Genomic DNA, 12,886 nt, shown 5'->3' with positions numbered 1-12,886 from the left:
GCTCGACACCTTCCGGCACCCCTGCACTGGGGACACCCCGGACCCCCTCGCCCCCTCGTTGTGGGACTGCGGGCGTCGTTCGGCGCCGACGTAGCGTGGTCGGGCGTCGAATCCCTGCGACGCTCGTCCCGACGAACCGCGCGCGACCCGAAGGAGGCTCCGGGGCACATGGCCACGCTGTCCGAGATCCTCATCCTCAACGGAGCCCTGCCGATCGAGCACCTCGACTCGATGACCGGCGACGAGGAGATCGACGACCGTTCGATCCGCTCGCTCGTCGACCAGGGGCTCGTCAGCGAGGCGCAGTACATCACCGCCCGCGCCGCGTCGAACAACTCCAAGACGGTGCCGCTGACCGACTACCCGGTCGACGGCACCGCGGTGTCGATGCTGCCCGCGGCCCTCTGCCGTCGCCACGGCGTCCTGGGCATCGGGTTCGAGGGCGAGGTCCTCGTGCTCGCCATGGTGAACCCGACCAACGTCCTCGCGATCGACGACGCCCGCACCGCCTCCGGCCGCCCGGTGAAGCCCCTGCAGGTCGACGAGCGCGACCTCGCGTCCGCCCTCGACCGCTACCTGCGCGCCGACGACGAGCTCAACGACCTGACCTCGTCCCTCGGTGAAGAAGCATCGGCGCAGGCGCAGCAGCAGAACGACCTGACCGACGGCGCCCTCGACGACGTGCCGATCGTCCGCTTCGTGAACCTGCTCGTCTCGCAGGCCATCCAGGACCACGCATCCGACATCCACATCGAGCCCGGCGAGCACGAGGTCCGGGTCCGCTACCGCATCGACGGCGTGCTGCACGAGATGGCGCCGGCGCCGAAGAACATCCAGAACGGTGTCATCAGCCGTCTGAAGATCATGAGCGACATCGACATCGCCGAGCGTCGGAAGCCGCAGGACGGCCGCATGTCGGTGCGGCACGGCGGTCGGCAGATCGACCTCCGCGTCGCGACGCTCCCCACGGTGTGGGGCGAGAAGGTCGTCATGCGGATCCTCGACAACACGAACACGTCGATGTCCCTCAAGGACCTCAACCTGCTCGAGCAGAACTTCCAGGCGTACCAGCGCTCCTACTCGAAGCCGTACGGCATGATCCTCGTCACCGGTCCGACCGGTTCCGGCAAGTCGACGACGCTCTACACGACGCTCAACGCCGTGGCCAAGCCCGAGATCAACGTCATCACGGTCGAGGACCCGGTCGAGTACCGGATGGCCGGCGTCAACCAGGTGCAGGTCAACCCGAAGGCCGGCCTGACGTTCGCGTCGGCGCTGCGATCGATCTTGCGCTCCGACCCGGACGTCGTGCTCCTCGGTGAGATCCGTGACCACGAGACCGCGCAGATCGCGATCGAGGCCTCGCTCACCGGTCACCTCGTGCTCTCGACCCTGCACACGAACGACGCCCCGTCGGCGATCACCCGGCTGACCGAGATGGACATCGAGCCGTTCCTGGTCGGGTCGGCGCTCGACGCGGTCGTCGCCCAGCGGCTCGCCCGCCGGCTCTGCGACCGCTGCAAGGCACCGGCGCAGTACACACCCGCACAGCTCGTGGCCCTCGGCTTCGAGTCGACCGAGGACACCGCCGTGCCGGAGTTCTTCGGCCCGGTCGGCTGCGCGGTGTGCTCGAGCACCGGGTACCGCGGCCGGATCGCCCTGCACGAGGTCATGACCGTGACCGAGGAGATCGAGCGACTCGCGGTCTCGCGTGCCTCGAGCGCCGAGATCAGCCGTGTCGCCCAGCAGCAGGGCATGCTCACCCTCCGTCAGGACGGGTGGGAGAAGGTCAAGCTCGGCATGACGAGCATCGACGAGATCCTGCGCGTGGTCGCGTAGGCGTGGGAGTGGAACGATGACTGACTCCGTCTACGACATCTCCGTGCCCGGGGACGAGCCCGTCGCGGGCTGGCACCCGGGCCGGCCCGGCACCGAGGTCGGTGGCCGCCGTGCGGCACGACTCGCTGCCGCAGCGGCGCAACAGCCGACCTCACCCAGCCTGGAGGCACGGATCACCCCCGCCCCGTCGGGCCCCGTGCACGACCTGTCTAGTGACACCGCCGCGTGGCCGGCACCGTCCGGGGAGCCGGTTGCCGTGCCCGTCGCGCAGCCGCAGGCTGCGCCCGCGACGCCGTCCGCAGCCGTGCCGCCGTCGACCGCGTCCTACGGGTACGCCGACGCCGTGACCCAGCACCTGCCGGTCGTGCCCGCGGACCCGACCACGATCCTCCAGGCCGTCCACGCCCCCACCTACGCGCCCGCACCCGAGGGACAGGCCGAGATCCACTTCACACGCCACGCGCGTGAGGTCGCGGACCCGGACCTCATCACGGCGCTCGCGCAGGTGGTCTACCAGGGTGCGTCCGACCTGCACCTGACCGCCGATGCCGCACCCACCGTGCGGGTCGACGGGGCCCTGCGCCCGGCCGTGCCCGGCGGGCCGTGGGCTCGCAACAAGGTGATCGCGGCCCTCAAGACGCTGCTGTCCGTCGAGCAGGCCGGTCAGTTCGACCACGAACAGGAACTGGACTTCGCGTACTCGCTGTCGCCCGAGTTCCGCTTCCGCGTGAACTACTACCAGCAGCGCGGCAACTGGGGCGCGGCCTTCCGCATCATCCCCACGAAGATCAAGACCCTGAAGCAGCTCGGCATCCCCGAGTACGTGGGGGAGTTCGCGAAGCTGCCCCGCGGCCTCGTGCTCGTCACCGGGCCCACCGGGTCCGGCAAGTCGACCACCCTCGCCGCGCTCATCGACCTCGTCAACGAGACCCGCTCGGACCACATCGTGACGATCGAGGACCCGATCGAGTTCATGCACGACCACAAGAAGGCGATCATCAACCAGCGTGAGGTCGGTGCGGACACGCACTCCTTCGCCGCTGCCCTCAAGCACGTGCTGCGCCAGGACCCCGATGTCATCCTCATCGGTGAGCTCCGCGACCTCGAGACGATCTCCGTCGCCCTCACCGCAGCGGAGACCGGCCACCTCGTGTTCGCGACCCTGCACACGCAGAGCGCTCCCGGCACGATCGATCGCGTCATCGACGTCTTCCCGCCGCACCAGCAGGGGCAGATCCGCACGCAGCTCGCCTCGACGCTCGAGGGTGTCGTCTGCCAGACGCTCGTGCCGAAGGCCAACGGTGCCGGCCGTGTCGTCGCCACCGAGATCATGAAGACCACCCCGGCCATCGGGAACCTCGTGCGCGAGGGCAAGACCTACCAGATCACCTCGGCCATGCAGGCCGGGCGTGACATGGGCATGCACACGATGGACCAGGACCTCGCCGAGCTCGTCAACGTCGGCACCATCACGCGGAAGGCCGCGATGGAGAAGGTGCACGACATCGAGGGCTTCGACCGGCTCGTCCAGCGCGTCGAATCGCCGTCCGACTCCTCTGCCGCGGCCATCGCCGCGTCCGAGATCGACTTCGGCGACAAGTACTCAGGAGGCCACTGATGTCGCTCGCCTACGACTACCGGGGGCGCGACGGCGCCGGCAAGCTCGTGAAGGGGCGGCTCGACGCGTCCTCCGAAGGTGCTGTCGTCCAGCGGCTGCGGGGGATGGGGGTCTCGCCGATCGCCATCACCGAGGCGAAGGCCGGCAGCGGCCTGCAGACCGAGATCAAGATCCCCGGGTTCGAGAAGGGCGTCGGGCTCAAGGACCTCGCGATCATGGCGCGGCAGGCGTCGACGATGCTGTCGTCCGGGCTCTCGCTGCTCCGTGCGCTGTCGATCCTCGCCGACCAGACGGACAACAAGAAGCTCAAGGACATCCTCGGCAAGGTCCGGGACGACGTCGAGCGTGGTGTCTCGTTCTCGGACGCCGTGGCGAAGTACCCCGTCGACTTCCCGCCGATCATGATCAACATGATCCGGGCCGGCGAGACCGGCGGGTTCCTCGACCAGGCCATGGACTCGATCGCGACGAACTTCGAGAAGGAGCACAAGCTCCGGGCGACGATCAAGTCGGCGATGACGTACCCGGTGGTCGTGCTGTGCATGTCCTTGGTCGCCGTCGTGGTGATGCTCGTGTTCATCGTGCCGATCTTCCAGAAGATGTTCTCTTCACTCGGCGGCCAACTGCCGCTCCCCACGATGCTGCTGGTCTACGCCTCGCACGCGATGGTCTGGGTGGGACCGATCCTGCTCGTCGCGATCGTGCTCGGGTGGCTGTGGTGGCGAGCGAACAAGAACACCGATCGCGTGCGCGCGATCGTGGATCCGATCAGATTGCGCCTGCCGGTCTTCGGCCAGCTCAATCAGAAGATCGTCATCGCACGATTCGCGCGAAACTTCTCGAACATGATCGGTGCGGGAGTCCCAATATTGCAGGCGTTGCAGATCGTCGGGGAAGTGTCGAACAACTTCGTCGTTCAGAGTGCATTGCAACGTGTCGCCGAATCGGTTCGGAAAGGTCAATCCATCGCGGAGCCGCTCGGGGTGGAAAAAGTCTTCCCCGAAATGGTTTCGCAAATGGTCGCTGTCGGCGAGGATGCCGGTTCGCTCGAAGTGATGCTCGAGAAGATCGCCGAGTTCTACGACAACGAGGTCGAGACGACGACCGAAGCGCTCACCTCGCTCATCGAGCCGCTGCTCATCGCCTTCCTCGGCGTGGTCGTGGGCGGGATGATCGTCGCGCTCTACCTTCCTATCTTCAAGATCACCTCGTTGATTCACTGACCGGTCTCTCGTCAGAAGATGCCCCGCAGTCGGGGGTATCTCGGTCGAAACTGCCCCCGATACTGGGGGCATTTTCATGCCCATTGCCCCCCGTTCTCGGGATTATGCCCCGAAAGTGCTCTCCATACGCTTGACGTCGGCGGCAGAGCACAGCCCCAACACCGTTTCCAATCACATTCCCGAAAGAATGGATGAAGTCATGTACTTCACGCTCATGGGCAAGCTGAACGCTCGCCGCAACGAAATTGTCAAGGACTCCGAGAAGGGCTTCACCCTCATCGAGCTCCTCGTCGTCGTCATCATCATCGGCATCCTCGCCGCGATCGCCATTCCGGTGTACCTGGGTGTCCAGAACAACGCGAAGGACTCCGGCGTTCAGAACGACGTGTCGAACTTCAAGACCGCAGTCGTCAGCTCCTCGACGCAGAACAGCAACAACCTCCCCAACTCCGCGACCCTCAGCACGTCGGGTGACATCGCGAACACCGCCGCCTTCGGCGCGACGGGTGCCACGACTGCTGGCCAAAAGTGGAGCGACGCAGGCGTGACCTGGTCCGACGCGGAGAAGAAGCTCACCTACGTCAAGGGCACCGCGTCGAACACCTTCTGCGTGCAGGGCGAGAGCACCACTGGCAAGACCTTCGCCGCCACCGACACCAACGGCGTGAAGTCGGGCACCTGCTCGACCGCCGGTGCATTCGTAGCCGGCTGATCCGGCACGCCATGAAGAGGGGGTCGGCTCGCCCGGCCCCCTCCTTGTTCCAGGTCCGTGACGAGGAGGTGAGAACCGTGCTGCACGCGCTACGAGAGAGACCGCGGCCGAGCGATGACGGTTTCACGCTCATCGAGGTCATCGTCGCTATCACCGTCTTCGGGATCATCATCGCCGGGGCCTTGGTCGGTGTGGTCTCGGTCATGCGGATCACCTCGGATAACTCTGCTCGATCCCAGGCAGTTAACCTCGCTGCCGGTGCCATCGACACCGCGCGCATCGACGCGCAGAACAACATCACCGGCATGGCCGGCACGACCACGCAGCCGACAGTCGACGGCCGTCAGTACACGGTCAAGCGCACGTTGGACTGGCAGTACACCAACGGCACGACGAACCGGTGCTCGGCCGCTGCGACCGGAACGGCCGCACAGCTCCTCTTCCTGAACGTGCACATCACGGTCACCTGGCCGGGTATGGGCTCCGCGGCTCCGGTCACGCAGGAGACGGTGTTCTCGCCGTCCACGAAGATCAACGACCCGTCCCTCGGCACGATCCTCGTCCAGGTGCAATCGATCACCGGGAGCGGTGGCGTGAACGGCGTGACAGCGACGATCGCCCCGTCGACCTCCGTCTCGCCCAACACAGCCAGATCGCCCGCGACCCAGCCCGATGCCACGAACCAGGACGGTTGCACGGTCGCCGTCAAGGTGACGCCCGGTACCTACACGGTCACCCTCGGCCCACCGTCCGGCCAGTACCGCGACCAGGAACAGTCTGCAGCCCCGTCGAAGACCGTCGTGGTCAAGGAAGGGCAGTCGAGCGGGGCCTCGTTCAACTACGACCCAGCGATCGCGGTCTCGATGAACTACGCCAGCAACGCTGCCGGCGCGCTCCTGCCCACGAACCTCACCACGTCGTTCGTCAGCACGTACGGGACCTACAAGGCGACCGGTACCGCAGCGACGCAGTACCTCAGCCCGATCGGCTCCGGCTACGTCGTCTACCCCGGCGTCTACGACTCGAACGTCACGAACGCCGACACCACGACGAACCCGAACAGCTGCTTGTCGACCGACCCCACCATGTGGCCGCGCGCGAGCGACGGTCGCATCGGGAAGACCCCGACCCCGTCGGTGTCGAAGGACCAGCTCACCGCGAACGTGCCCATGGGGCTCGTCACGGTGACCATCAACAAGTCCGACACCATACTGACCGCGAAGACGGCCGCTGCGGCGAACGGTGACCCGGGATGCAAGGTGACACAGTCGTACTCGTTCGCACGAACGTCCACGGGAAGCTCGGGCACCGTCGACGTCACGCTCGCCCTGCCGTACGGCACGTGGTCGGTCACGAGCCAGAAGTCCTCCTCTTCGGCGGCGGTGAACGTGACGGCCAAGGGGCTGCTCGGTGTCCTGCTGAACGCCGGCTCGGTGACCCTCGACCCGCGGGTCGCACCGTGATGCAGCGCATCCGCTCCGCCGTCAGCGGTGAGCGCAGGGAAGACGGGCTCACCCTGATCGAGCTCCTCGTCGCGATGGGGCTGTTCGCGGTCCTTCTCGCCATCGTCGGAGGCACGTTCTACTCGATCACGCGGGCGACGACCTTCGCGGCGGCTCGCGACCAGAACAGCCGGAACGCCTCCAACGCGATGAACGAGATCGTGCGCAAGGTCCGCGCTGCAGCGGACAACCCTCGCGTCGGCGCGAGCGACTCCCCGGCCTTCATCTCCGCGGGTCGCTCGTCGGTCCAGTTCACGACGCTCGTCGCGACCGGCCGCGACGCCGTGCCGCAGCAGGTCACATTCTCGGTCAGCTCAGACGGCTTCCTCACGGAGAAGGTCGTCGCCGGAACCACGACCGACAACGCGTACTACACGTTCAGCGGCTCTGGTGCGACCTCCACGATCGCGTCGTCGATCGAGGTGCCGGACGGCTCGGGGACGCCGGTCTTCCAGTACCTCGACGTCTCGAACAACGTGTTGCCGCTGAACGCGGCTGGCGTGATCCCAGCCGACCAGATCGGTCAGATCGCGTTCGTGCAGGTCACCCTCCGCTTGTCGTCGACGGCGAGCACCCTCAAGAACGGCATCACCCTGCAGAACACGATCGGGCTGCCGAACCTCCTCGAGCCGACGGGAGACTCCACGTGATCCGCCTCCGGAAGTGGTTCCATCTCGATGCGCTCCGCGATGACCGCGGGATGGCCTTGGCCATCGCGGTGATCTTCGGAACCGTCGTGGTGTTCATGATCGCGACCGCGACCTCGGTCGCCGTCGCGGGCATCAAGAAGTCCTCGACGGATGCTGACTGGAACGCCGCCCTGAGCGCCGCGTACGCCGGTGTGCAGGACTACGAGGCGCGGCTGTCCAACGACACCGGGTACACCCAGTACGGCAACTCGTCGGCCCCGTTCTCCTCGACGAGCACCGCACTCACGATGCCCACCGGCGGAGCCACCAATCCGGCGTTCGGAACCGGCACTGCGGGTACCTGGGCGACCGTTCCCGGCGGCGACGGGAAGTCGCTCTACCGGTACGAGGTCGACACTTCCAAGTACTACGACACCGGTGTGATCCGAGTTCGTTCGACCGGCAAGGTCGGCACGTCCGTGCGGTCGGTCGTCGCGAGCATCCGGCAGCAGGGGTTCATCGACTTCCTCTACTTCACGGACTACGAGATCCAGGACCCGGTCATGACGAACGTCGATCCCGCGACCTGCGTGAAGCACGCTTGGGAGGGACGTCCGACGTCGAGCTCTCGCAACGTCTGTGGCGAGATCGCGTTCAGTGGTGGAGACACCATCGACGGACCCGCCCATTCGAACGACACGATGCGCATCTGCCAAGCGACGTTCACGAGTCAGATCACGACCTCGAACCCGGCCTCCGGCCTCCGGTACAGCCGGGTCGACTCGAACGGCTCGAGCTGCACTGGCCAGCGGTTCCCCGCGGGCGTCACGCAGCCGGCGTTCACATCGACGATCGGCATGCCGTCGACCAACGCCCAGCAGAAGGCTGCGACGCAGTACAACACGACCGCGACGTCGACGCGAAGCCCGGGCTGCCTCTACACGGGCCCGACGGACATCACCTTCAACGCTGACGGCACGATGACGGTGAAGTCACCGCGGTCCATCAAGACCCAGACGGACGCGACAGACCCCACCAGCGGTCGGACCCCGGCAGCGTGCGGGATCCCGGGTACCGGAGCCGGGCAGCTCGGGTCCGCTTCGGGGGCGACCGTACCGGTTCCGGAGAACAACCTCGTCTACGTGCAGAACGTGCCGCAGGCAGGCGATGCGAACGCAACGACGACCGCGAAGCTCCCGGACGCGTGCAACCCGACCTCGGGCAACGGCGTCGGGTACCCTCGCGCCGGGGAGACTCAGCTGAGCACGACGCCGTGCAGTTACGGCGCGCGATCCGGTGACGCGTTCGTGCACGGCGTGCTGGACGGTCAGGTGACCGTCGCCGCGGAGAACTACCTCTACGTGACCGGCGACATGACCTACGAGGACCGAGGCGCGGACATGCTGGGCCTCACCGCGACGAACGCCGTGATGGTCTGGAACCCCGTGAAGGCGGTCTCCTGCGGCTACAGCACGTGTTACTCGTCGATCCTCGGCGACTCTGACCGTGAAATCGACGCTGCCATCATCTCCGCGGCACACACCTTCCAGGTGCAGAACTACGCCTACGGGGGCGACCGCGGGACCCTCACGGTCTACGGCGCGATCGCACAGAAGTTCCGAGGTGTGGTGCGGCAGGGGTCGAACGGCTACGTGAAGGCGTACGAGTACGACGCCCGGCTCAAGCACTCCGCGCCGCCGAGCTTCCTGAACCCGGTGACGACGACCTACGGCGTGACGACCATGGCGGAGGTCTCGCCGGCGTACGTGACGTCGGGAGACTGCGCGAAGAAGGCTGGTGCCTGCGTATGAGCGCGTTGCAGCAGATCGCCGTCGGCGTAGCCAGCCTGGCGGGCGCGTTCGGCCTCCTGATCGGTTCGTTCCTCAACGTCGTCGTGTACCGCGTCCCGGCGGGGCTGTCGGTGGTGAACCCGCCGAGCGCCTGTCCGGAGTGCGGCCACGCGATCCGCGGGTTCGACAACGTCCCGGTGCTGTCCTGGCTCGTTCTTCGCGGCCAGTGTCGCGACTGCGGCGCTCGCATCTCCGCTCGGTACCCGCTTGTGGAGGCGGCCACGGCGGCCCTGTTCGCGGTGGTCGCCAGCATCGTCCTCACCCGTGCCGCAGGCGCCGGGGCAACCCTCGTCCCGACCATCGGAATGCTCGTGGTGCTCCTGTACCTGATGGGGATCACCGTCGCGCTCGCACTGATCGATCTGGACACGCACAGGCTGCCGGACAAGATCGTCCTTCCGGCCTACGTGATCCTCGGCGTCCTCCTCGCGGGGGTCTCAGCAGCGTCCGGTGACTGGTGGGCACTGGGTCGTGCGGCGATCGGCATGGTCGTGCTCGTCGCGGTCTACTTCGGCTTGGCCGTTGCGGTCCCCGGAGGTATGGGGATGGGCGACGTGAAGCTCGCCGGCGTACTCGGCCTGGTCCTCGCGTACCTCGGATGGGGACCCCTCGCAGTGGGAGCTTTCGGCGGGTTCGCGCTCGGGGCTATCTTCGCCATCGGTCTCCTGGCCGCCCGACGCGCGAAGCGTGGGAGCGGAATCCCGTTCGGACCGTGGATGCTCGCCGGCGCCTGGCTGGGCATCCTCTGCGGCGGTCCGTTGTGGGACGCCTACCTCGGCCTTATCGGCCTCACCTGAACCGTCGGAGAAAGCGATCACCATGACGAGCAACGTCGTCGGCATCGACATCGGCAGCGTGTCCATCCGCGCCGTCGAGGTCGCACGCTCCAGGAAGGGCGTCGCCTCCATCGAACGAATCGCGGAAGTGCCGCTCCCCGAGGGATCAACCCAGCGGGGTGAGGTCCTGGAGACCAACACGATCGCGGGCGTCCTCCGCCAGCTGTGGTCGATCGGAAAGTTCAAGACGAAGGACGTCGCGCTCGGCATGGGGAACCAGCGCGTGCTGTCACGTGACCTCTCCGTTCCGAAGGCACCTCTCGCGCAGATCCGTGAATCGCTGCCGTTCCAGGTGCAGGATCTACTTCCGGTGCCGGTCGGCGACGCGATCCTCGACTTCTACCCCACCGGCGAGGGGATGGGCGAGTCCGGCCCGGTGGTGCACGGTCTGCTCGTTGCCGCAGTGAAGGACGCGGTCCTCGCGAACGTCCGAGCCGCGCAGCTCGCCGGCCTCAACCCGGTCGGCGTCGACCTGATCCCGTTCGCACTGAGTCGTGTGCTCACCCCCATCGGCGAATCGGCGGGCACCGTTGCGCTCGTCGAGGTCGGGGGCAACACCAGCACTGTCGTGATCAGTGTCGACGGTGTCCCGCAGTTCGTGCGTATCATCCCGACCGGTGGGGACGAGACGACGAAGCAGATCGCGCTCCGGCTCGAGATCCCCGTCGAACAGGCCGAAGCCGTGAAGCGGTACATCGGCATGGGCGCACGGGCTCATACACCTGACGACCAGCGCGCGGCCGCCGTCATCCGAGAAGCCGCCAACGAGCTCATCGCCAGCGTCCGGAACACTCTGAACTACTTCGCGAACACCAAGGACGAGGGGCGCTCGGTGGGACGGATCGTCCTCGCGGGTGCGGGGGGAGAGCTCGCGGGTTTCCGGGAGGCACTCTCTGAGTCGACCAACGTGCAGGTGGTGTTCGGTGATGCCTTCGCGGGTGTGCGACGAGCTCGAGGCGTGGAAGCCGACGTGTTCGACCAGCGAGGGTCGTCCCTCGCTGTGGCGTGGGGACTCGCAGCAGGAGGACGAGCAGCATGACCGAGACCCTCGACAAGCCAGCGGCTGCGTCACGCATCCGCAAGGCGAGGCCCGCGAAGAGCGCTCCGGACGCCCCCAGCGGGCGGGTGCGGACCCCTGGCAAGGCGGTCCTCATCGTCGGTGGGATTCCGCGAGCCGATCTACTCCCGGTGGAGGTCCTCGTTCACCGTCGCCAGCGGGCAACGGTACGGCGAGCATGGCTCGGGGTAGTCGTGGTCGCTGCCGTCGTCGCACTGGGTGTCGCCGTGTCCGCAATGGACAGTGCGTCCTCGGCGACGCAGCTCAGGAGTGCGCAGGACGAGGGTACGGCTCTGCTCCAGCAGCAGGGGCAGTACTCGGAGGTCCGGAAGGTCGAATCTCGCACCGCGCTCGCCGAGGCAGCGCAAACCGTCGGCGGCGCTCCGGAAATCGACTGGAGTACGTATCTGACGAAGGCGCAGGGCTCGCTGCCCGAGGGGGTGAGCATCGTGGGTGTGACGGTCGACTCCGCTTCGCCACTCGAGAGCTACGACCAGCCGACGACACCGTTGCAGGGTGCCCGCGTGGCGACCCTCACGTTCGAGGCCGACAGCCCGACTCTCCCTTCGATCCCCGACTGGCTGGACCGCGTCCGTGGTCTGCCCGGGTTCGTCGACGCCAATGCGAACTCCGTGACGCTCGACTCGAACACGGGTCACTACACGGTGGACATGACGGTGCACATCAACCAGCAGGCGTTCGACGGCAAGTACTCGGAGAAGACCAAATGACCAAGAACCGGCTGCAACTCGTGATCGCGTTGGCGATCGGGGCCATCGTGCTCGTCGGCGGGTTCTTCCTCGGCGTGCAACCCCAGCTCGCGTCGGCTGCAGCGAACCGCACGCAACAACAGTCCATCGACGCGAGGAACGACACGTACCGAACCGAGCTCGCGAGGTTGGCTGCCCAATCTGCGAAGCTCCCTGCCATGCGTCGGGAGGCTGCCGCACTCGACCGTTCGATCCCGGCGGCGGCCAACACCTCGGCCTTCTACAAGGAGGTCAACGCGGTCGCTGCTTCCACCGGTGTGACGGTGAGCGGGATCACCACTTCGTGGGCCGCGGCGTACACCCCGCCTGTCGCCGAAGCCGCGACCACGGGTCCGACCGGAACATCGACCTCCGCGGCGGCGACTCCGACGGCATCGGCTTCGACGCCTTCTGTCACCGCGCCCGTGACCGACCCGCAGATCACGGCGTCCAACTTCTCGACGATCGCTCTGAGCATCCAGGTGACGGGGTCCTTCGAGCAGGCCCTCGCGTTCACCTCCGGAGTCCAGAACGGGGAGCGGCTGTTCCTCGTGAACGACATCAAGTCCGACCGTGCCGAGACGACGGACGACTCCACCACCGAGACCTCTGGAGACGCAGGCACGACGGGGTGGACCCTGTCCGGCTTCATCTACGTGCTCTCAGACGCGGCGTCCGCACAGGACTCGCAGGCATCCGAAGGGGGCTCGGGAACGTCAGCCACCGACTCGTCGACCACGACCGCGAGTGGCGCTGTCAACGGCTGATCCGACCCCCGCGGAACGCCCCTCTCACTGGGGTGTGACGCGCCACGCCGAGCCCTCTTCCGCGACGCCTGTCGCTGTGCTTACGATGCTCCTGACGCCGCGCT

Annotated in this window: 11 protein-coding genes; all 11 read left to right on the top strand. The window is 67.0% G+C overall.

The genetic code is table 11. From position 1 onward, the window contains the following. The first annotated feature begins 168 nt into the window (after window positions 1–168). On the top strand, window positions 169–1,839 hold the full coding sequence (locus tag DEJ28_RS17010; protein ID WP_111116965.1) for a GspE/PulE family protein: 1,671 nt from the start codon (window positions 169–171) through the stop codon (window positions 1,837–1,839). Between the two features lie 16 nt (window positions 1,840–1,855). Further along, on the top strand, window positions 1,856–3,457 hold the full coding sequence (locus tag DEJ28_RS17005) for a type IV pilus twitching motility protein PilT (RefSeq protein WP_111116964.1): 1,602 nt from the start codon (window positions 1,856–1,858) through the stop codon (window positions 3,455–3,457). Continuing rightward, window positions 3,457–4,680, top strand: coding sequence for a type II secretion system F family protein (locus tag DEJ28_RS17000; protein ID WP_111116963.1), 1,224 nt, complete (start codon window positions 3,457–3,459; stop codon window positions 4,678–4,680). The genes DEJ28_RS17005 and DEJ28_RS17000 overlap by 1 nt, the downstream gene beginning before the upstream one ends. Before the next feature lie 199 nt (window positions 4,681–4,879). Further along, entirely contained in the window at window positions 4,880–5,392 is a 513-nt protein-coding gene (locus DEJ28_RS18035; protein WP_111116962.1) for a prepilin-type N-terminal cleavage/methylation domain-containing protein, read from the top strand. 77 nt (window positions 5,393–5,469) lie between these two features. Next, window positions 5,470–6,855, top strand: coding sequence for a type IV pilus modification PilV family protein (locus DEJ28_RS16990; protein ID WP_181433827.1), 1,386 nt, complete (start codon window positions 5,470–5,472; stop codon window positions 6,853–6,855). Next, window positions 6,855–7,544 (top strand): PulJ/GspJ family protein, encoded by a 690-nt coding sequence (locus tag DEJ28_RS16985; RefSeq protein ID WP_349774954.1) that lies wholly within the window; start codon window positions 6,855–6,857, stop codon window positions 7,542–7,544. Before DEJ28_RS16990 ends, DEJ28_RS16985 begins: the two co-directional genes overlap by 1 nt. 50 nt (window positions 7,545–7,594) lie before the next feature. Then, window positions 7,595–9,334: a hypothetical protein gene (locus DEJ28_RS16980; protein ID WP_111116985.1), complete on the top strand. Its 1,740-nt coding sequence runs from the start codon at window positions 7,595–7,597 to the stop codon at window positions 9,332–9,334. Continuing rightward, window positions 9,331–10,170 (top strand): prepilin peptidase, encoded by an 840-nt coding sequence (locus DEJ28_RS16975; protein WP_111116959.1) that lies wholly within the window; start codon window positions 9,331–9,333, stop codon window positions 10,168–10,170. Before DEJ28_RS16980 ends, DEJ28_RS16975 begins: the two co-directional genes overlap by 4 nt. A 22-nt stretch (window positions 10,171–10,192) precedes the next feature. Further along, window positions 10,193–11,248, top strand: a complete 1,056-nt coding sequence (gene pilM / locus DEJ28_RS16970) for a type IV pilus assembly protein PilM (protein WP_111116958.1) — start codon at window positions 10,193–10,195, stop codon at window positions 11,246–11,248. Beyond that, on the top strand, window positions 11,245–11,997 hold the full coding sequence (locus DEJ28_RS16965) for a hypothetical protein (RefSeq protein ID WP_284180757.1): 753 nt from the start codon (window positions 11,245–11,247) through the stop codon (window positions 11,995–11,997). The genes pilM and DEJ28_RS16965 overlap by 4 nt, the downstream gene beginning before the upstream one ends. After that, complete coding sequence (locus DEJ28_RS16960) at window positions 11,994–12,782, top strand: hypothetical protein (protein ID WP_111116956.1); 789 nt, start codon at window positions 11,994–11,996, stop codon at window positions 12,780–12,782. Before DEJ28_RS16965 ends, DEJ28_RS16960 begins: the two co-directional genes overlap by 4 nt. The last annotated feature ends 104 nt before the right edge of the window (window positions 12,783–12,886 follow it).

This window comes from Curtobacterium sp. MCPF17_002 (assembly GCF_003234115.2).
Classification (GTDB): domain Bacteria; phylum Actinomycetota; class Actinomycetes; order Actinomycetales; family Microbacteriaceae; genus Curtobacterium.
Note: the sequence above shows the minus strand (reverse complement) of the source record. Positions and strands in the feature narration are given on the sequence as shown.

Excerpts from the sequence above, each read along its gene's own strand:
- DEJ28_RS16975 (WP_111116959.1), top strand. The coding sequence starts at position 9,331 with ATGAGCGCGTTGCAGCAGATCGCCGTCGGCGTAGCCAGCCTGGCGGGC.
- DEJ28_RS17000 (WP_111116963.1), top strand. The coding sequence starts at position 3,457 with ATGTCGCTCGCCTACGACTACCGGGGGCGCGACGGCGCCGGCAAGCTC.
- pilM (WP_111116958.1), top strand. The coding sequence starts at position 10,193 with ATGACGAGCAACGTCGTCGGCATCGACATCGGCAGCGTGTCCATCCGC.
- DEJ28_RS16960 (WP_111116956.1), top strand. The coding sequence starts at position 11,994 with ATGACCAAGAACCGGCTGCAACTCGTGATCGCGTTGGCGATCGGGGCC.
- DEJ28_RS16980 (WP_111116985.1), top strand. The coding sequence starts at position 7,595 with ATGGCCTTGGCCATCGCGGTGATCTTCGGAACCGTCGTGGTGTTCATG.
- DEJ28_RS17010 (WP_111116965.1), top strand. The coding sequence starts at position 169 with ATGGCCACGCTGTCCGAGATCCTCATCCTCAACGGAGCCCTGCCGATC.
- DEJ28_RS16965 (WP_284180757.1), top strand. The coding sequence starts at position 11,245 with ATGACCGAGACCCTCGACAAGCCAGCGGCTGCGTCACGCATCCGCAAG.
- DEJ28_RS17005 (WP_111116964.1), top strand. The coding sequence starts at position 1,856 with ATGACTGACTCCGTCTACGACATCTCCGTGCCCGGGGACGAGCCCGTC.
- DEJ28_RS16985 (WP_349774954.1), top strand. The coding sequence starts at position 6,855 with ATGCAGCGCATCCGCTCCGCCGTCAGCGGTGAGCGCAGGGAAGACGGG.
- DEJ28_RS18035 (WP_111116962.1), top strand. The coding sequence starts at position 4,880 with ATGTACTTCACGCTCATGGGCAAGCTGAACGCTCGCCGCAACGAAATT.